We start from the raw sequence: 18,587 nt of genomic DNA, 5'->3' as shown, positions 1-18,587 counted from the left end.
TAATTTATTTTACTCGACCTTTTTTCTTTTTAGGCCATGTGGAGAAACGGTAGACTCGCCATCTTGAGGGGGTGGTGCTCGCAAGGGCGTGAGGGTTCAAATCCCTCCATGGTCACTATAAAATTTAAAAAGCCTTTAAAATGTATATTTTGCAGGCTTTTTTATGGTTTGAAAATCGTTGCGGTATTTTTTGATTTTTACAAAGGTCAGTGTTTACAAGCAATTTAGTTTCGAACCCCGTCAGGTATATCGTTTTTGCTAATAGGTTATTTTTTATAAATCAGTATTATAATATAGGTCTACAATTGAATTATCTAAAGTGTCAATATGAAATCCAGAATTCATATTATAATAATCATAAATTGTATAAAAACCTTCTAACTTCTCATTACTATTATAATGAAAGCCTACACTATCTACTCTTAATCCATCATACCATTCATCGTTAGCTTTACCATAGTCTAAGCGGCCTATTCTACTCAAAATTTGTTGATAATTTTCATTATAGTAATTAATTAAATCTTTATGGGAATTATTTATCCAAGATAAATGCGAGTTTGTTTTTTCAATAAATTTAGTAATGCTACTTTCTTTTTCTATACTAAATTCAACCTCTTCATTTAATACTTTTTTATTTAACAATATTATATCATTAAAGTCTGATTTTATACTTACTATAATAAAAATATACTTCCTCATTAAATATAAAGTCGTTTCTCAATAATGTTTGAGGTAGATTTCTTTTTTTAGCAGTTCTTAAATCTCTATATTCAACTAATTTATAATGACTCACTTTAAATAAATCTTCTACTTTATTTAATAGATGTTTCCATTTCAACTTATTTAAGTAATTTAATTTGTTTGAGGATAAATGGGTTTTAATAAATTTTCTACATTCCCATTTCCAGCCTAATTCATAATAAATTTTAGCAAGTAGATAACTTTGATTTTGATCTTTGCTATAATTTTCAAGTTCGTACATAATATCGAAGAGGGATTCTGCACTCTTTGTGGCATTATATAGACTTCCTTTCTTATGTTTATGGAAATCTTCTTTTGCTAGTTTATATCTTTTGTATATGTTCATAAAATTACCACTAACTTGTATATTTGTATGACATAGTCATATAAGTCATCCCCATTTCGGGTACATATGCTCGATAACGTAATACTTAATTTTAAATCAAATATATTGATAATTCTTTGTAACACATCAAATGAACTCGATGCTTCGTTAATAATTAATGAAAATGAGATCTAAAGTGCTATAAAAAAACTTCATAGTTGTTTTATTAATAAGAGATAAGATTTGAAATAAATATGAATTTTCATAAAATCTAAAATTTAGATTTTATTCAAAATCTCTAGATCTTCCAATAAATGGTTCGAATTCTGTACCGCCAAGGTCACTACAGAAAAAGCTATTTTACTGTAAAATAATGTTTTACATTTTTTATTGAAATTAATTTAAAATTCGTTTCAAAAAACAGCCAATAAGCTAAAATAAGTCCTTATATTTGCACCCTCATTGAAGAAATGACGACTCGATAGCTCAGTCGGTAGAGCACATCACTTTTAATGATGGGGTCCTGGGTTCGAGCCCCAGTCGGGTCACAAAAGGTCAAGTAATTATTTTACTTGGCCTTTTTCTTTTTAAAGAAATTTCAAAACTAAGAGAACCACTTTATTCCTCTTTAACTTTCCTTAATATTTCTTTTATTTACTAACATTATTTAAAAAGAAAATCCTCTTACAACATAAAAACTTTCTTAAATTCGTTGAGAAATAATTAAATCACTAATCCCAAATTAGTTTTATGAAAAACCTACTATTAGCATCATTTATAATGATGACTTGCTCTATCTGTGCACAATCTGCAACGGGCTATTTTGACAAAGCCATGAAAAAAGCTGAAGCTGGCAACACCAAAGGCGCAATCGCCGATTACACAAAAGCCATTAGCATGAATTCTAAATTCGTTGAAGCTTATCAGAATCGCGGTGTAGCAAAATTCAAGCTAAACGACTTAAAAGGAGCTCAAGCCGACTTTAGCAAAACAATCGAACTGGACAGCATGAATGCTGATGCTTTTACAGGCAGAGCAAATGTCAACTACAAACTACAGAATTATCAAGGCACTATTGAGGATTGCACCTCTTCCTTAGGCTTAAACCCAAAAGATTATATAGCTTACAACTTAAGAGGTTTGGCTTACAACAAAATTGGAGACAAGAAAAACTCTTGCAAAGATTTTACTAAAGCAATTGAACTTGGAAGCCAGAGCGCTATAAAAAATAAAGCCACTTTTTGCAAATAACGAACTCAAAATCTCAAAGAAAGGTCTGCATATTAAAAACATGCAGACCTTTCTTTTTTACCAAAGTAATATATTTCTTAAGAATTATATACCTGATTTTAGGTAAAAAATATATTTTAAATACGTAAACCTCTAATTCTCTATCTTTTTAATGTAGTTTTAAGCCCCAATCTAAGATTTTATTTTACATTTGTTGACTTAATCGCAAAAAATGATAAACAATATAAAAACTGTTTTCAGCATTAAAGATCTTGAGAACTTATCTGGAATAAAAGCGCATACCATACGCATCTGGGAAAAGAGATACAATATCCTTGAACCTATGCGAACTGATACTAATATCAGATTTTACAATCTTCATAACTTGCAGAAACTTTTAAACATTACGTTGCTGCACGAATACGGATATAAGATTTCCAAAATCGCTACATACCCTGAAGAAAAGATACCACAATTGGTACGCGAAATAATTTCAAAGAAAAATTCTCAAAACTACGCCATTACTTCTTTTAAAATGGCGATGATGAACTTCGACCAAGAATTATTCTTCAATACATTCGATTGGCTTATTACAGAAAAAACGTTTAAAGAAGTTTTTAAAGAACATTTTTTACCTCTTTTAAAAGAGCTGGGATTATTATGGCAATCTGAAACCATTACTCCTGCTAATGAACATTTTATGAGTCATTTAATTAAGCAGAAAATATTGATTTACACAGAAAGCCTACAGATTAGAAAACCAACCAAAACTGATCGAATTTTTGTTTTATCGCTTCCGCTAAACGAAATCCATCAAATTGGATTGTTATATCTGCAATATGAAATCCTTGACAAAGGTTACAAAACCATCTATCTCGGAGAAAGTATGCCCATTGAAAACTTACAGGACTTAACAAAACATTTTGAGAATATCACATTTGTTTCTTTCATGACTGTTCAACCAGATAGAAGCGTAATCAATCAATATGTAAAATCTATGGGGCAAAAACTACTGCAGGAAAACAACGAAATCTGGCTTATGGGTAAAATGGTGGAACATATAGACCAGACGATCCTCACAGACAGAATTCGAATTTTTGATTCTATGGAAGAAACTATTAACATGCTTTAATTTATTTTTGTTTAAGTTTTTCTTATATTTGTTAAACAAATGAGAAAAACAATTCAAATAATAGGATCAGGCTTCTCCTCTTTAGCAGCCGCTTGTTACCTTGCCCAACAAGGAAACAAGGTTACTGTTTACGAAAAAAACAGTACAATTGGCGGGCGCGCAAGACAGTTTAAAGCAAAGGGTTTCACTTTTGATATGGGGCCAAGCTGGTATTGGATGCCAGATGTCTTTGAACGCTTTTTTCAGGATTTCAATAAAAAACCTTCTGATTATTACGAACTCATAAAATTAAATCCAGCCTATAGGGTTTATTTCGGAATCAATGATTTTATAAGCATCTATGATAATTTGGAAGAAATAAAATATACTTTTGAAACCATAGAAAAAGGAAGCGGCGAAAAGCTGCAAAATTTTATTGATCAAGCCAAAAGCAATTATGACATTGCCATAAAGGATTTGGTTTATCGTCCGGGAATTTCTCCGCTTGAATTAATCACAAAAGAAACAGCATTAAAACTGAATCAGTTTTTCAAGAATGTAAGCGCCAATATTCGAAAAACTTTCAAAAATGAAAGATTAATTCAGATTCTCGAATTTCCCGTTTTATTTCTTGGAGCAAAACCGAGTAAAACGCCTTCATTTTACAATTTTATGAATTATGCCGATTTCGGCTTAGGGACTTGGCATCCTAAAACTGGAATGTTTGATGTTATTCGAGGAATCGAAAAACTCGCTTTGGAACTTGGCGTTACCATCCAAACCAATTCATCAATTGAAAAAATAATTGTTGAGAATAAAACAGCAACTGGAATCGTCATTGATGGTAAAGTCATAAAATCTGATGTTGTTCTTAGCGGAGCTGATTATCATCATTCTGAAACATTACTCGAAAAGGAACACAGAATGTATTCCGAAAAATATTGGGAAAACAGAGTTTTTGCTCCATCCTCACTCCTATTTTTTGTAGGTTTCGATAAAAAATTAGAAAACATTTCGCATCATGCTTTATTTTTTGATGTCGATTTCAATCAGCATGCAGCAGATATTTACGATCAGCCAAAGTGGCCAGAAGAACCTTTATTCTACGCTAACTTTCCATCAAAAACAGATAAAACTGCAGCGCCAGACGGAATGGAATCTGGATTTTTTTTAATTCCGCTTGCACCTGGAATTGAAGATAACGAAGCACTACGAGAAGAATATTTTGAGAGAATAATTACTCGTTTTGAGGAACTTACCCAGCAAAAAATTAAAAATAACATTATCTTTAAGAAATCATTCTGCAAAAATGACTTTGTAAACGACTATAACGCTTATAAAGGAAATGCTTACGGAATGGCCAATACTCTATTACAAACTGCTTTTCTAAGACCAAAATTAAAAAGCAAAAAAGTCAAGAATCTATATTTTACAGGACAGTTAACTGTTCCTGGTCCAGGTGTTCCGCCTGCTTTAATTTCAGGAAAACTAGCAGCTGAATTAATTCAAAAATCTTTTAGATCTTAAAAAATGAAATCACTATTTGACGCCGTTTCTTTCAAATGCAGCAAATTGGTTACCAAAAATTACAGCACCTCCTTTTCGCTTGCTGTTAAAATGCTTTCGCCAAGCATTCGTGATGCTATTTACAGTATTTACGGATTTGTTCGTTTTGCTGACGAAATTGTAGATTCTTTTCATGATTATGAAAAAGAATATCTCATTGAAGATTTTGAAAAAGAATATTATAAAGCAATGCAATTAGGCATCAGTTTAAATCCTATTTTAAATTCGTTTCAGCAGACTGTAAAAGAATATAATATTACTGATGATTTGGTTCAGGCGTTTTTAAAAAGCATGAAAATGGATTTGATCAAATCCAATTATCAAACACAAGCTGAATATATAGATTATATTTACGGCTCTGCAGATGTCGTTGGACTCATGTGCTTGAAAGTTTTTGTTTCTGGAAAAGAGCACAAATACGAACAATTGAAAAATGAAGCTATGCGTTTAGGTTCGGCTTTTCAGAAAGTAAATTTCCTGAGAGATTTAAAAGATGACAGTACCATCCTGAATAGAACTTATTTCCCAGGTGTAAATCTGAATAATTTCACAGAAGACTCTAAAACACAAATCATTAAAGAAATTGAAGAAGATTTCAGAATTGCTTATCAGGGAATTGTAAAACTGCCTATTGAAGCAAAATTCGGTGTTTATACGGCTTATGTTTATTATAAAAAATTATTGAAAAAGCTAAAAAATACGCCTTATTACGAAATTGGAAATTCTAGAATTCGAGTTTCTAATTATACAAAAGCAGGACTATTAGCGCAGTCTTTTGTGACTTATAAATTGAAACTTGTGTAATCTTATTCAGTTATCGAGTTCTCAATAAAAGCCAACAGTTTGTCATTTCGACTAGGAGAAATGACAAGATTGAGAGAATCGCAGACTTAAAACCAAAATAGTCAATCTTTTTGAGTCAATCTTTTATAATTCAAAGCTAAACTCAAAAACAATAAAACGATAATTTTAAAACATCAACATTAATAAAAATGATTTCTTTTTTAATCTTTTTAAGCGTTTTTCTGTTCATGGAATGTGTTACTTGGCTAACTCATAAATATGTGATGCATGGTTTTATGTGGTATTTTCATGCCGATCATCATCAGCCGAAATATGAAGATACTTTTGAACGCAACGATATTTTCTTTGTCATATTTGCCATTCCGAGCATTGTCTTATTTTATTTTGGAGTTCAGGGCGGATTCAATTATTTGTTTTTTATAGCCTGCGGAATCACACTTTATGGAGTCTGTTATTTTCTAATTCATGATGTATTAATCCATCAACGTTTTAAATGGTTTAAAAACACTAAAAACAAATACCTCATCGGACTTAGAAAAGCGCATAAAATACACCACAAACATTTAGGCAAAGAAAAAGGAGAATGTTTTGGAATGCTATTCGTTCCCTTTAAATATTATAAAATGTAGCATTATTTGAACACGTTAGTGTTTCAAGAAAGATTTGTGATTATGAAATTACACAAGATAGTAACCGTACAGCATATCAATGCAAGTGTAGAAAACTGTTGGGATTTTTTTTCCGATCCAAAAAACTTGCAAACCATTACGCTTGATAATATGAATTTCCAAATTCAGGATTATGACGGCAAACGCATGTATCATGGACAAATTATCACTTACACCTTAAAACCCCTTTTCGGAATCAAAATGTCTTGGGTTACCGAAATTACGGCTTGCAAAGAAAACGAGTATTTTGTAGACATTCAGCAATTTGGGCCTTACAAATTGTGGCATCATAAACATTTCTTTGAGCCAACACCAGATGGCGGAACAAAAATGACTGACATAGTTCATTATGCTCTCCCACTTGGAATTCTAGGCAGAATCATGAATCAATTAGTTGTAAAAAACAAACTGAAAAGGATTTTCGATTATAGATTTAATAAAATCGAAGAATTATTTAATTCTAAAAAATAAATCGCAGTTTTTTTAATCTCGCAAAGACGCTAAGTCGCAATTTTTTTTCACAAAGGCTTAAGAGAAAAATTGCTTTGTGACTTTGCGCCTTTCCGAGCTATTTGATTCGAAATAAAAACCTTTAAAATTATTTTTATTAAGACAAACCAATGACAAAACAAAAAGTTACTTTATTTTGGTTTAGACGTGATTTGCGTTTAGAAGACAACACAGGATTATTTCATGCTTTACAGTCTAATTTTCCTGTCGTTCCTCTTTTTATCTTTGACGATGATATTTTGGACCGTCTGCCGAAAAATGACGCTCGAGTGACTTTTATTTATGATTCACTCCAAAATGTAAATTCAGAATTAAATAAACTCGATTCTTCTATCTTAATAAAAAAAGGGAAAACAAAAGACGTTTGGAAATCACTTACGGAAGAATTTGATATTCAATCGGTTTTCTTTAACAAAGATTATGAACCTTTTGCCATCAAACGCGACACAGCGATAACTGCTTTATTAAAAGAAAACAACATTGAAACTTTCTTTTATAAAGATCATGTTATTTTTGAGGAAAAAGAAATCACAAAAGCAGATGGAAACCCATATACGGTTTACACTCCATATAAGAATAAATGGTTGGAGAAATACCATTTTTTAGGCTCGACTACGGAATATGACTCTGTTCCGTTTCACAGCAATTTCGCAAAAAATAAATTTACTTTTCCTGATTTAGCCGAAATTGGTTTTGAAAGAAGCGATATAAAAGTCAAGCCGCACAACTTAACACAAATTGCCCAGTATAAAGAAACACGAGATTTTCCCGCTATAGACAGCACTTCTTATCTTTCTCCGCATTTACGTTTTGGAACTGTGAGTATTCGCAAATTGGTAAACTGGGCAAACCGAAAAAATCAGACTTTTTTAAGCGAACTCATCTGGAGAGAATTCTTTATTCAGATTTTGTTTAGCTTTCCGAATTGCGTAAATCATAATTTCAAATCCAATTACGACGGAATTCAATGGCGAAATAACGAAGATGATTTCAAACGTTGGTGTGCTGGAGAAACAGGTTATCCAATGGTTGATGCTGGAATGCGTCAGTTAAACGAAACGGGCTATATGCATAATCGCGTTCGAATGGTTGTAGCGAGCTTTTTATGCAAACATTTGCTTGTCGATTGGCGATGGGGCGAAGCTTATTTTGCCGAAAAACTTTTAGATTTTGAACTGGCTTCAAACGTAGGAAACTGGCAATGGGCTGCAGGAACTGGTTGTGATGCTGCTCCTTATTTCCGAGTTTTTAATCCCGAAATTCAGCAGCAGAAATTTGACCCAAAAGGAGAATATATCCGTAAATGGATTCCAGAATTTGATTTTGGCTATAATGAACCAATGATTGATCATGCCTTTGCTAGAGATCGAGCAATTGCGACTTACAAGGCTGGGATTTTGAAGTAAAGTTTTTGTTTTAGGTTTTAGATTTATACTCATTTTTGTCATCCTGAGGAACGAAGGATCACACTAGAAACTCCGCACAGAATGTCGCCAACTTTTGTCGATTTGCAAGTGTGATCCTTCGTTCCTCAGGATGACAAACTAAACTAAAAAAACCTTTGTCAAAGCTTGAAACTTTAACAAAGGCCTATGCATATAAAATTGGAATTTCTAAACTTCTAGTATTTCAAATAGTTATCAACCACAATCTTGGCTTTCAAATCAAACATTAAATTGTACAAACCAAAGAAAGTACGGTTCATGTAAATAAAATGTTTTGAGCCTCGATTCCCATTCATTTTTTTCAAGTTTGTATCTTCTGAGAAACGTTTTCCTAATTGGGCAATCGCGTTGAAGAATTCCTCATCGGCAAAATCGAAAGTTTCGTTTTGGAAAGGCTTTGTAAAAAGCGACAGCAAATCATGAAACATTTCGGTAAAATATTCAATTTCTGCTGGTGTATCATCTGTTCTAAGAATCTCTAATTCGAATAATTTTTGATTGAAAAGTTTTTCGTCTGTAATGACATTTTTATTAATCAATTCAAAATACGGCGTATAGAAATCTTCTGGAATCTGTTTCATACAACCAAAATCCAAAGCAATCAATTTATTTTGATCATCTACCAAAAAATTTCCCGGATGTGGATCTGCGTGCACTTTTCGTAAAACATGAATTTGATACATATAAAAATCCCAAAGTGCTTGACCTAATTTGTCGCCAGCTTCTTGATCTTTATTTGTAGCTGTAAATTCAGAAAGATGAATTCCCGTCATCCAATCCATCGTAATGATTTTCTCTGACGAAAACTCAGGATAGTAATTCGGAAAAGTGATATTTTCAATTTTACTGCAGGCGTCAACTACTTCTTGGCTTTGTTTTAACTCCAACAAATAGTTGGTTTCTTCAATCAGTTTATCTTCAACTTCTTTAAAGTATTTGTCAGAATCTTTCCCCTGCAGATTAAACATTCTGATAGCAATTGGTTTTACCAAAGCCAAATCTGACGAAATGCTATTGGCAACACCTGGATATTGAATTTTAACGGCTAGCTTTTTATCTCCTTTCTTCGCCAAATGCACCTGACCAATACTTGCTGCGTTTACAGAATTTGGATTGAACTCGTCAAAAATTTCATATGGCGTTTTTCCAAAATTGCCTTTGAAAGTTTTTAAAACTAACGGAGCAGAAAGTGGTGGAACAGAAAACTGAGATAAAGAGAACTTTTCTACATAAGCTTGCGGAAGAAAGTTTTTATCCATGCTTAACATCTGTGCTACTTTTAGTGCACTTCCTTTTAAGCTTTTTAGTCCGTCATAAATATCTTCTGCATTATTTTCGTTTAGTTTATCTCTGGTCAAATCGGGATTTACTATCTTTTCGGCATAATGTTTTACGTAGTTTACACCAATTTTAGCCCCAGTTTGAACCAATTTTCCTGCTCTTTCTATTTTTGAGGTCGGAATATAATCGATTGTTTTCATTATCTGCTATATACTTTTTCTTTGAACAAAAATTTTCCGAAATCTATCAGATGGTTCATTGGCGCCACATTCATCAACTCAAATGAGGCATTAACTGACTTCTCAATAAAAATATCGGTTTTTTCAAAAGCAGGAGATTCATCTTCCATCCAGAATTTAATAGTCAGCATTAATTGCAGCCAAGACGATTCTTGAATGGCTTTTTCCTGAAACTTCTGAAACTTTTCCTGTTCTAATCTGTAATCATCTGTCAAGATTTCAGAAACATATTCTTTAAAACTATTTCGTAGCGTAGTTAACTGCACTAAATTTTTAAGCGGATTTCTGTCAATCTTAAGCGATTGCAAAACATAACTTCTATTGGCAGTGAGGATTTCAAAGAAAGTAAAATAAAAACTCAGCATTTTATTCTTCATATCATATCCCTGATATTCTTCATTCTTGTGAAGAAGAGTGACTGTATTTTCAAAAAACAGTCTGAATATTTCTTTTTCTAAACCTTCTAATGTTCCAAAAAAAGCATAAAATTCAGCTTCAGTAAAATCATTTTCTTTGGCAAAATGATAAACCGATTTAGGCTTTTGTCCTTTTTCCAGAACTTCTTCCATATATTTTGAAACGATATCATCTTTGGTAATTACCTTTTTTTTAGTCGCCATCTTATTAAAATTTAGAATTTGCCATAAAGGTAAACATTGTTTAATTATCTTTACTAATCCTTAAACAAGTTAGACTGTTAAATATATTATAAACTATTATGGCTCAAAATGTTCTATTAACAGGTGGAAGTGGTTTCATTGGAAAACATTTGACAGATGTCCTGATCGAAGCAGGTTTTTCTGTGTCTGTCCTGAGCCGATTTGATAGAGAAGATACTCCAAGAGTTACGTATTACAAATGGGACATCAAAAAAAACTATATTGACAAAAATGCAATTCTAAATGCCGATTACATTATTCATCTTGCTGGCGAAGGAATCGTCGAAAAAAGGTGGACTAAAAGACGTAAAAGAGCCATTATAGAGAGTCGTGTTAGACCTGTTGAAATGATTTATTCAATTTTAGAGAAAAACAATAAAAAACTAGAAGCCTTTGTTTCTGCTTCAGGAATCGGAATTTATGGCGCTATAACCAGTCATAATATTTGTACTGAAACCACTGCCCCAGCCGATGATTTTTTAGGCATTACTTGCCAAAAATGGGAAAATGCCGCAGATAAAATCGCTTCTTTACATATTCGAACAGTCAAAATTAGAACTGGTATCGTTTTAGGCAAAAACGAAGGTTTTCTAAAAAAGATGATTCCCACATTTAAATCTGGTTTTGGCGCTGTTTTGGGTTCTGGCAAACAATATCTCCCTTGGATTCATATTGAAGATTTATGCCAGATTTATTTAAAAAGCATTGAAGATACCAAACTGGAAGGCCCATACAACGCCTGCATAACAGACAATACAACAAATGCCCGATTTTCTAAAACTCTGGCTAAACTCTATGATTATAGTATATGGTTGCCTAAAGTTCCCCCTTTTGTATTAAAGATTATGCTGGGACAAATGAGCGTAGCTGTATTAACGGGACAGCGTATTTCGTCAGAGAAAATTCAAAAAACCGGTTTTGAGTTTCAATTTACTGATTTAGAAAAGACGCTTATTAATTGTATAAAATAACTTTTATTTTAAAGTCAGCATAGTCTCATCGCTGCGAATAATGCCCGTTAGTTCTGTATTGGCCGTTTGTGCAATTTTTGAAGCTATCGGAGTTGGAATATGAATATTAAAATCGGATACTGCAATTGGGAAATCTGAAATGATCTGGATTCCTTCTGGAACTCTTTTAATCAAAGCGTTCACCACAATCTCTTTTGATTTTCCGCGTAAATTAAGTTTCCCTTTAATCTCATATTGTTTTGCGACTTCAGTAATATCTTTTAAATCAAATTTCTGAATTTTCCCTTTAAATATGGCTTTAGGATAGCGATTGCTTTCCATGTAGTTTTCATTGAAATGCTCTTGCATTAGATTCAATTTAAAGCGAAAATCTTTGATGACAACAGTACAAATAAAAGTACTTGTTTTAGGTTCTAAAAGTATAGCAACCTGTCTATTTACTGCTTTCACTTCTTCATACAAAGGAACAGAGGCTTCAAAATTTATGGTGCCTGTATTAGTGAAAAATTTGTCTTGGGCAATGACAGAAAAGGCGGTAAAAAGTAAAAATAATAAAGTAGTTGTTTTCATAATCGTCTGCATTTAAACAATTATGTCATTCAATTTGTTCTGATTAAAAGAAAATGAAAAATCAGATTTTAATAATCTGAAAATTGAACGGCAATACTCAGTGAAAAAATTCCGTAACCCAATAATTACACTTAAAGTTACGAAATTTCCCTATTAAAAGTTCTGAGAGTAATGCTAAAAATTTGTGAATTTTTGCCGCATTAAAGGATTGTGAAAAAAGCCCCTACGGAACAAAATGTGGTGTGAATCAATATTTTGTCTCGTAGGGTCTTTACCATAATTTTTGACAACGAATTTCTATGCTTTTACCTCTGTGCAAATTTCAATTAAAAAACCGTTTAAGTCTCTTGCATAAGCCACGATTTGTCCCCAAGGTTTTTCTACAGGTTCTGAAACTATAACTGCGCCGAAAGAAGTTGCTTTCTGCAAAACTTCAGGAACATTCTCTGTTATAAATCCAATTTCTATAGCAAAAGGCTTATCTTCTAGACTGCTTTCAATAAACCCGTCGGGTAAACTTTTTGAAGCTAATTTCTTCGAAGCAAACGAAAGTGTTGTTTCTCCTGTAATTAATTCGCCATAATCGCCTTCTGGCGTGACGAATTTTCTCGAAAAACCAAAAGCATTTTCATAAAACGCGATAGATTCTTCGACATTTTCAACGTATAAAATTGTATATCCAAACTTGACCATAATTTCTAATATTTAATATGTAATAACTAAATATAAGAAAATTTAGCTGATTTCTAGAAGCACATTATATTTTTCTAGACTTGCCAAATCTTCAATAGAATTTATATTGGCCAATTTTTCATGTTCTTCTACTTCTTTTCTAACTTCGATATGTTTTATTGCCTTTCTAAAACGGCGTACTTCTTCCAAATTTGACAAGATTAATCCTGGAACCTGAACACTTTTGCCTTCTTTATCTTTAGCAACCATTGTAAAATAAGACGAATTGCAATGTTTGATAACTCCTGTCTGAATATTTTCTGCTTCTACGCGAATGCCGACAATCATGGAGCTTCTTCCAACATAATTTACAGAAGCCTTCATAGTTACCAATTCTCCAACTTCAATAGGTTTCAGAAAGTTTACCGTATCTACAGAAGCTGTTACGCAATAATTGCCACTGAATTTTGATGCCGATGCAAAAGCAATCTGATCTAGTAATTGTAAAATATATCCTCCGTGAATCTTTCCGCTAAAGTTAGTATGCGATGGCAACATTAATTCTGATATACTAACTTTTGATGAAGAAACGGGTTTAAAATCTGTACTCATGTTTTTGTTTTTGGTATTTTTTTGATTAGTTGTATTCTATATTAGGTTGGTCTTTTTTCTTGTGTCTTTTCTCTTTTTACTTTCTCTTCTAATTCAATAATTCATTTTCATCTGAACTCGCTGCTCTTGCAATAATATTTTCAGGAAGTGACTTTTTAGCCTTTGCTCCCATTTTTTTCAATCTTTCTACGCTCGAAATCAGGTTTCCTTTTCCATCAACCAATTTATTCATAGCGCTTTCGTATTCTGTTTTGGTATCCTTTATTTTGTTTCCAATTCGAACTAAATCGGTTACAAAACCTTCAAATTTATCATACAAAGCTCCCGCTTGTCTCGCAATCTCTAAGGCATTTTCCTGTTGTTTCTGATTGGTCCACATACTGTCAATAGTTCGCAAAGTAGCCAAAAGCGTGCTTGGTGTTACAATGACAATATTTCGGTCAAAAGCTTTAGTGTATAAGGTTGGATCTTCGTTTAATGCAATGGCAAACGCGGGTTCCATCGGAATAAAAAGAAGAACAAAATCTGGGCTTTCCATTTGATATAAATCGTGGTAATTTTTACTGCCCAACTGCTCAACATGTCTTTTTATAGAAATAACGTGTTCTTTAAGAAATTCTATTTTTAAAAGTTCCGATTCTTCGTTTACCCATTTTTCATAAGCGGCAAGCGAAACTTTAGAATCGACAATCATTTTTTTACCGTCGGGAAGATTGATTACCACGTCTGGAAAAACGCGGTTTCCTTCACTATTGGTAAAACTCTGCTGTACTTCGTATTCTCTTCCTTTTTCTAATCCCGATTTTTCCAAAACACGCTCCAGCACCAATTCGCCCCAATTTCCCTGCATTTTGCTGTCTCCTTTTAATGCTTTAGTAAGATTTAAGGTTTCCTTGCTCATTTGTGCGTTCATTTCGCTCAAACCAATAATCTGCTGACGAAGCGCCGCATGATAATCGATGCTTTCTTTATGTGTCTGCTCTACTTTCTGTTCGAAAATCTGAATTTTATCCTGCAAAGGCGTCAGGATATTTTTCATATTTACAGTATTTTGTTCGGTAAACTTTGCCGATTTTTCTTCAAGAATTTTATTGGCCAGATTTTCAAATTCTTTAGTAAATTTTTCCTGAAGCTCATTAATTTCGCTTTTTTGTTCTTTATGGCGTTCCCATAAATTTTCAAAATCTACTTCTTTTTTAGAAAGCTGAATTGCTAAACTGTCTTTTTCTGTACGAATATTTTCTTTTTCAGAAATATTGAACTGAAGTTGTTTCTGAAAGTTACTTTTTTCATTTTCAAATTGCTCTTTTAGCATTTGCAATTGACCACTTAATGCATTTAATCGTTCCTCAGAAATAGCTTTTTCTGACTGAAACTTTGATGCAGAAAGCATTTTGCCTACGTAGATGCCCACAAAAAGCGCCACAACGAATCCTAATAAAAACGGTAAATAATCAGACATAACTAAGTTTGTTTTACGTAAAAGTACTCAATAATACGTAGTACTTAATTTTTAAAGTAGAAATTTCACTAATTCATTTTCAAATCCAACTAAACCAACATTTTATTTAAAAAAAAATTAAACCTCAACGCAACCTTTTTTTAAATGTGCTATCTACAAAATATAAACCTATTAAAATAATTATGAAAAAATTAATACTTGGCTTATTTGTAGCCTTTGGATTCAGTGCTTGTTCTCTTAATGATGGAAATAACTATGTAGATTGCGGAGCTAATACAGTTGTAAATTTTACTGGTTTTCCTTTCTTATGCAATTATAGTGTAAAATCTCAGCCTAATAATCCTGCCGCAGTTATTATTGCTTCTCAAGAAAAAATGGATGAGTATTTTACAAAACACGCAAACAATTGTCCAGTTGCCAGTGATCCAAATATTGATTTTACAAAAGAATATTTAGTTGGTCTTTTCGCTGGTGCCAAACCTACAAGTGGTTATGATATCGTGATTAGCTCTATCGTAGAAAATAATTGCGAAATCGTTGTGAATTACTACGAAAAAGCCCCTGCTGTTGGAGAGAACGTAACACAAGCTCCTACTTATCCTTCAGATTTTGTTTTAATTCCGAAGACAACAAAAGGAATGATTTTTAATAAAACAGTTGAAAGTGCAGACAACATGATTATTGGAAGCTTCTACAATCAATGTACTGGTGCAGACTGCCAAAAATTCTATCAGATTAACGATTATAATACTTTAAAATTCTTAAATGTTGGAGCTGGACAATATGATTTTAACCAATACAAATATACTCCAACAATTAAAAGAGGTGAATATACTTTATTATTAAAAAGCGTTCCTGCTGAAATCTTGGCTTTAAAAGGACAGACGAAAACCTACGGTTCTCCAGATGCTGCAGATCAAGGCGGAATTTATTTTGAACTGCGTCAAGGTGCAAGCGTTACAAAAGTTTATATCGACAACAATGACACTTCAGACCAAAGTGCAGAAATAAAACTTTTCAAAAAAGCGATTCAGGAAAAAATTACAAGTTTAAAATAACATGATTATGAAGAAACTCTTTTTATCTTTTATTATCTGTTTTCTTTTTACGTCAGTGATTTCTGTAAATGATTCTAAAGACGCTGCAGGATCAATAGTAAACACTTGGATATGGGAAAAATCTATCGGTGGTTCTGACAATCCTTATGTTGCAACACCAAAAACAATAGGATTTACTAAGAAAATTATCTTTACCGAAAACGGAAGAGTTATTACTTATAAAAACAATGTGGAGATTAGAAATAGTGCTTATCAGATAGAAAAAGGAAAGGGATATTTTGATCAGTCAGAACATGATCTAATTACGTTCGAAGGCAAAACTTACGTCATAGAAAACCTTGACAATCAAAACCTAACCATTGTAAGCAACAGTCAAGACGGTACTCGAACTATTTTTAAAAGATAGTTTTGTAAGCTATTTAGAACTATTTTTGCAAAATCAAATTTGAACCATTTCTTGAAAGACGAGTTAGAAAAATATATCAAACTGTGCATTAAAAATGACAGGGAGGGACAACTGAAAATTTATCAGTTGTTCTCTCCTGTTTTATATGGTATTTGTTTGAAATATATGAAGAACGAAGATGACGCGAAAGACGTTTTTCAGGAAGCATTTGTAATTGCCTTTCAGAAAATAAGCCAGTATAAATTTGAAGGAAGTTTTGAAGGCTGGCTCAAACGGATTTTTATTAATAAACTCATCGAAACTTTAAACAAAAAGAAAAAAGAGAGTTTCTTTTTAGATGTTTTTGATCCCGATACCGATTTTATAGAAGAAGAGGAACTGGAAGCTATTCCGATAGAACAGGAAAAACTGCTGGAATACATTCGAGATTTACCAGATCAATACCGGACGGTTTTTAACTTGTATGTTTTCGAAAAAATGAAACACAAAGAAATCGCCGAACTATTAAAAATCTCCGAAGGAACATCAAAATCAAATTTAAATCGCGCCAAACACATATTACAAAAGCGAATTTTGAGCATAAAAAATTTTAAGATAGCATGAAGAAGCAAAAAATAGAAGATATTTTTTCATCAATGGAAGACTTTTCGAGTGTTCCGCCTCCAGAATTGTGGAGTCAGATTGAAGAAAAATTAGACAAACCTAAAAAGAAGAAGAGAGTTGTTCTTTGGTGGTCGGCTGCTGCATGCTTATTATTAGGGTTGCTTCTGCCTTCAATTTTACATTTTACCGATTTATCTGAAAACACAAATATTAACAATGGCGATTTAGAAAACAGCAGAAATAGTATTGTTCTTGACAAAAACACAAACGATAATTCTAACGATAGAAAATTAGACCGAACTAAAAATGCTGACAAAAAAATAGATTCTTTAAATGGAAATGATACGAATAATCAATTCAATAATGAATCAGGAATTCAAGTCCAAGAGACTTCTGTAGCAGAAACAAACTCTAAGAACAAAAGCAGTAAAAAAGATTCGAAATCTAATGTAACGGTTCCTGCAAATGCTCCGAACCAATCTATTGCGTATCAAAATTTTGGTTCATCAGAAAACAAGTCGATTCTAAAATCTTCCAAAAAATCTGTTTTAGAAAACCATATAAAATCTTCAAATAAAGGAATTTCAGAAGAAAGAATTGCATTTGGGAAACAAAGCAAATTTAATTCTACAGCAAAAAAACAGCTTTCAAATTCTATTTTTGAAGAACAGCTTTCTCCAAAAAACAATAAAAATATTGCTTTTAATAATCAAGGTTATTCTACAAACAACTCTTTTGCAAACAGCAACGCATACAATTCGAAAAATTCAGTTTCCGATAAAAATGAGACTAAGCGAACTGATAAAGCAGTTATTATAAAGGACGATCTTAAAATTACTAACAGTTTGAGCAAAACAGACTCTATGCAGTTGGCCGAGCTTCAAAATTTAGAAAAAGGAATTTTAACTCCTGAAAAGGAAAAAGAAGAAAAAGAAAAAAAGGACAATCTGATCAATAAAAAAGAAAGATGGGCAGTTGCGGTTTTTGCTGGTGTAGCAAGTTCTGAAAATACGAAAAACGAAAAAACATTAGGAAACGTAAACGATTCTAAACAATCTAATTCTTATGGTGTAAAAACAAAATACAGCATTAACAAAAAATGGGCTGTAGGTTCTGGATTAAAAATTAGCGAATTGGGACAAAGCGTTGCCAATGTATCTTACGTAAGTGTCAAAAACAATGCTTTTTTTGCTCCTGCCGCTTCCTATGCCGACAGTAGTCCAGTTGCGTCATCAGATCCGTCAAGACAAGATTATCTTTTGATTTCGAATAGCACGAAAGAAGCTATGAAAAATGAAAACGTACAAACAGGTAAATTAGATCAAAATTTAAGGTATGTAGAAATGCCTCTTGAGGTTTCTTATTCTGTTTTTAATAAAAATAAAGCTAGCATCAACTTAAATACTGGAGGTTTTGTAGGTAAATTAATTTCTAATAATGTGGCTCTAGATGGGCATTCCATTGGAGAAAACATGAACGCCAATGATTATGTTTATGGTTCTACTTTGAGCAGTACTGTTCAATATCGCGTGTACAAAAAGACCAATGTTTTTGTTGAACCTGCTGTAAATTATTATATCAATCCGCTAAACAGCCAGTCATTCAATCAGTTTCAATGGGGATTAAATTTTGGACTGAATGTTTCTTTCTAAAT

20 protein-coding genes and 2 tRNA genes are annotated in these 18,587 nt (G+C 32.5%); 14 read left to right on the top strand and 8 right to left on the bottom strand.

The annotated features are described in order from the left end of the window. Positions 1-32 precede the first annotated feature (32 nt). Positions 33-115, top strand: a tRNA-Leu gene (locus tag BLP44_RS17805). Positions 116-273: 158 nt separating this feature from the next. Here the strand turns inward: BLP44_RS17805 and BLP44_RS17800 are convergent. Together BLP44_RS17800 and BLP44_RS17795 are read right to left on the bottom strand one after the other, a co-directional pair. Then, positions 274-642, bottom strand: a complete 369-nt coding sequence (locus tag BLP44_RS17800) for a hypothetical protein (RefSeq protein ID WP_139159217.1) — start codon at positions 640-642, stop codon at positions 274-276. A 10-nt stretch (positions 643-652) separates the two neighbouring features. Beyond that, entirely contained in the window at positions 653-1,087 is a 435-nt protein-coding gene (locus BLP44_RS17795; protein WP_091134852.1) for a hypothetical protein, read from the bottom strand. 454 nt (positions 1,088-1,541) lie between these two features. Between BLP44_RS17795 and BLP44_RS17790 the strand changes: the two genes are divergently transcribed. The 8 genes from BLP44_RS17790 to BLP44_RS17755 all read left to right on the top strand — a co-directional run bounded on the left by BLP44_RS17790 (position 1,542) and on the right by BLP44_RS17755 (position 8,361). Next, a tRNA-Lys gene (locus BLP44_RS17790) sits at positions 1,542-1,614 on the top strand. Between the two features lie 202 nt (positions 1,615-1,816). Further along, complete coding sequence (locus BLP44_RS17785; RefSeq protein ID WP_244511805.1) at positions 1,817-2,317, top strand: tetratricopeptide repeat protein; 501 nt, start codon at positions 1,817-1,819, stop codon at positions 2,315-2,317. A 211-nt stretch (positions 2,318-2,528) separates the two neighbouring features. After that, positions 2,529-3,428 (top strand): MerR family transcriptional regulator, encoded by a 900-nt coding sequence (locus BLP44_RS17780; protein ID WP_008464906.1) that lies wholly within the window; start codon positions 2,529-2,531, stop codon positions 3,426-3,428. Between the two features lie 39 nt (positions 3,429-3,467). Then, complete coding sequence (locus BLP44_RS17775; protein WP_091134846.1) at positions 3,468-4,934, top strand: phytoene desaturase family protein; 1,467 nt, start codon at positions 3,468-3,470, stop codon at positions 4,932-4,934. Positions 4,935-4,937: 3 nt separating this feature from the next. Then, positions 4,938-5,777, top strand: a complete 840-nt coding sequence (locus BLP44_RS17770) for a phytoene/squalene synthase family protein (RefSeq protein ID WP_091134843.1) — start codon at positions 4,938-4,940, stop codon at positions 5,775-5,777. A gap of 188 nt (positions 5,778-5,965) precedes the next feature. Further along, positions 5,966-6,406 (top strand): sterol desaturase family protein, encoded by a 441-nt coding sequence (locus BLP44_RS17765; RefSeq protein WP_008464900.1) that lies wholly within the window; start codon positions 5,966-5,968, stop codon positions 6,404-6,406. A 42-nt stretch (positions 6,407-6,448) separates the two neighbouring features. Beyond that, positions 6,449-6,916, top strand: coding sequence for an SRPBCC family protein (locus tag BLP44_RS17760; protein WP_066033728.1), 468 nt, complete (start codon positions 6,449-6,451; stop codon positions 6,914-6,916). 149 nt (positions 6,917-7,065) lie between these two features. Then, on the top strand, positions 7,066-8,361 hold the full coding sequence (locus BLP44_RS17755) for a cryptochrome/photolyase family protein (RefSeq protein ID WP_091134841.1): 1,296 nt from the start codon (positions 7,066-7,068) through the stop codon (positions 8,359-8,361). Positions 8,362-8,576: 215 nt separating this feature from the next. Here BLP44_RS17755 and BLP44_RS17750 read toward each other — a convergent pair whose 3' ends face one another. After that, positions 8,577-9,881 carry an ABC1 kinase family protein gene (locus BLP44_RS17750; RefSeq protein ID WP_091134839.1) on the bottom strand — a complete coding sequence of 435 codons (1,305 nt, stop codon included), beginning with the start codon at positions 9,879-9,881 and terminating at the stop codon, positions 8,577-8,579. Then, the gene (locus BLP44_RS17745) at positions 9,881-10,540 is read right to left on the bottom strand and encodes a TetR family transcriptional regulator C-terminal domain-containing protein (protein WP_066033725.1); all 660 of its coding nucleotides are present in this window, start codon (positions 10,538-10,540) and stop codon (positions 9,881-9,883) included. The genes BLP44_RS17750 and BLP44_RS17745 overlap by 1 nt, the downstream gene beginning before the upstream one ends. A 98-nt stretch (positions 10,541-10,638) precedes the next feature. Here BLP44_RS17745 and BLP44_RS17740 point away from each other — a divergent pair, with 98 nt between their 5' ends. Then, a complete protein-coding gene (locus BLP44_RS17740; RefSeq protein WP_091134837.1) occupies positions 10,639-11,550 on the top strand; it encodes a TIGR01777 family oxidoreductase in 912 nt (303 codons plus the stop codon). Between the two features lie 3 nt (positions 11,551-11,553). Here BLP44_RS17740 and BLP44_RS17735 read toward each other — a convergent pair whose 3' ends face one another. From BLP44_RS17735 to rmuC, 4 genes are all read right to left on the bottom strand, one after another. Then, positions 11,554-12,120 (bottom strand): YceI family protein, encoded by a 567-nt coding sequence (locus tag BLP44_RS17735; RefSeq protein WP_035691290.1) that lies wholly within the window; start codon positions 12,118-12,120, stop codon positions 11,554-11,556. Positions 12,121-12,417: 297 nt separating this feature from the next. Next, positions 12,418-12,813 carry a VOC family protein gene (locus BLP44_RS17730; protein WP_008464891.1) on the bottom strand — a complete coding sequence of 132 codons (396 nt, stop codon included), beginning with the start codon at positions 12,811-12,813 and terminating at the stop codon, positions 12,418-12,420. Positions 12,814-12,855: 42 nt separating this feature from the next. Beyond that, positions 12,856-13,404 carry an acyl-CoA thioesterase gene (locus tag BLP44_RS17725; protein WP_008464890.1) on the bottom strand — a complete coding sequence of 183 codons (549 nt, stop codon included), beginning with the start codon at positions 13,402-13,404 and terminating at the stop codon, positions 12,856-12,858. 88 nt (positions 13,405-13,492) lie between these two features. Then, on the bottom strand, positions 13,493-14,866 hold the full coding sequence (gene rmuC, locus BLP44_RS17720; protein WP_091134835.1) for a DNA recombination protein RmuC: 1,374 nt from the start codon (positions 14,864-14,866) through the stop codon (positions 13,493-13,495). Between the two features lie 182 nt (positions 14,867-15,048). Between rmuC and BLP44_RS17715 the strand changes: the two genes are divergently transcribed. From BLP44_RS17715 to BLP44_RS17700, 4 genes are read left to right on the top strand one after another with little or no spacing between them, the layout of a single operon-like run. Next, positions 15,049-15,924: a protease complex subunit PrcB family protein gene (locus tag BLP44_RS17715; RefSeq protein WP_091134833.1), complete on the top strand. Its 876-nt coding sequence runs from the start codon at positions 15,049-15,051 to the stop codon at positions 15,922-15,924. 7 nt (positions 15,925-15,931) lie between these two features. After that, entirely contained in the window at positions 15,932-16,330 is a 399-nt protein-coding gene (locus tag BLP44_RS17710; protein ID WP_091134902.1) for a hypothetical protein, read from the top strand. Positions 16,331-16,369: 39 nt separating this feature from the next. Continuing rightward, positions 16,370-16,933, top strand: coding sequence for an RNA polymerase sigma factor (locus BLP44_RS17705; protein ID WP_316928756.1), 564 nt, complete (start codon positions 16,370-16,372; stop codon positions 16,931-16,933). Further along, positions 16,930-18,585: a hypothetical protein gene (locus BLP44_RS17700; RefSeq protein ID WP_091134831.1), complete on the top strand. Its 1,656-nt coding sequence runs from the start codon at positions 16,930-16,932 to the stop codon at positions 18,583-18,585. Before BLP44_RS17705 ends, BLP44_RS17700 begins: the two co-directional genes overlap by 4 nt. Positions 18,586-18,587 lie beyond the last annotated feature (2 nt).

Source organism: Flavobacterium anhuiense (assembly GCF_900101855.1).
GTDB lineage: Bacteria > Bacteroidota > Bacteroidia > Flavobacteriales > Flavobacteriaceae > Flavobacterium > Flavobacterium anhuiense.
Note: the sequence above shows the minus strand (reverse complement) of the source record. Positions and strands in the feature narration are given on the sequence as shown.

Bases quoted from the DNA above. Each gene is read 5' to 3' on its own strand.
- BLP44_RS17795 (WP_091134852.1), bottom strand. From the start codon at position 1,087: ATGAACATATACAAAAGATATAAACTAGCAAAAGAAGATTTCCATAAA.
- BLP44_RS17785 (WP_244511805.1), top strand. From the start codon at position 1,817: ATGAAAAACCTACTATTAGCATCATTTATAATGATGACTTGCTCTATC.
- BLP44_RS17780 (WP_008464906.1), top strand. From the start codon at position 2,529: ATGATAAACAATATAAAAACTGTTTTCAGCATTAAAGATCTTGAGAAC.
- BLP44_RS17775 (WP_091134846.1), top strand. From the start codon at position 3,468: ATGAGAAAAACAATTCAAATAATAGGATCAGGCTTCTCCTCTTTAGCA.
- BLP44_RS17770 (WP_091134843.1), top strand. From the start codon at position 4,938: ATGAAATCACTATTTGACGCCGTTTCTTTCAAATGCAGCAAATTGGTT.
- BLP44_RS17765 (WP_008464900.1), top strand. From the start codon at position 5,966: ATGATTTCTTTTTTAATCTTTTTAAGCGTTTTTCTGTTCATGGAATGT.
- BLP44_RS17760 (WP_066033728.1), top strand. From the start codon at position 6,449: ATGAAATTACACAAGATAGTAACCGTACAGCATATCAATGCAAGTGTA.
- BLP44_RS17755 (WP_091134841.1), top strand. From the start codon at position 7,066: ATGACAAAACAAAAAGTTACTTTATTTTGGTTTAGACGTGATTTGCGT.
- BLP44_RS17750 (WP_091134839.1), bottom strand. From the start codon at position 9,881: ATGAAAACAATCGATTATATTCCGACCTCAAAAATAGAAAGAGCAGGA.
- BLP44_RS17745 (WP_066033725.1), bottom strand. From the start codon at position 10,540: ATGGCGACTAAAAAAAAGGTAATTACCAAAGATGATATCGTTTCAAAA.
- BLP44_RS17740 (WP_091134837.1), top strand. From the start codon at position 10,639: ATGGCTCAAAATGTTCTATTAACAGGTGGAAGTGGTTTCATTGGAAAA.
- BLP44_RS17735 (WP_035691290.1), bottom strand. From the start codon at position 12,120: ATGAAAACAACTACTTTATTATTTTTACTTTTTACCGCCTTTTCTGTC.
- BLP44_RS17730 (WP_008464891.1), bottom strand. From the start codon at position 12,813: ATGGTCAAGTTTGGATATACAATTTTATACGTTGAAAATGTCGAAGAA.
- BLP44_RS17725 (WP_008464890.1), bottom strand. From the start codon at position 13,404: ATGAGTACAGATTTTAAACCCGTTTCTTCATCAAAAGTTAGTATATCA.
- rmuC (WP_091134835.1), bottom strand. From the start codon at position 14,866: ATGTCTGATTATTTACCGTTTTTATTAGGATTCGTTGTGGCGCTTTTT.
- BLP44_RS17715 (WP_091134833.1), top strand. From the start codon at position 15,049: ATGAAAAAATTAATACTTGGCTTATTTGTAGCCTTTGGATTCAGTGCT.
- BLP44_RS17710 (WP_091134902.1), top strand. From the start codon at position 15,932: ATGAAGAAACTCTTTTTATCTTTTATTATCTGTTTTCTTTTTACGTCA.
- BLP44_RS17700 (WP_091134831.1), top strand. From the start codon at position 16,930: ATGAAGAAGCAAAAAATAGAAGATATTTTTTCATCAATGGAAGACTTT.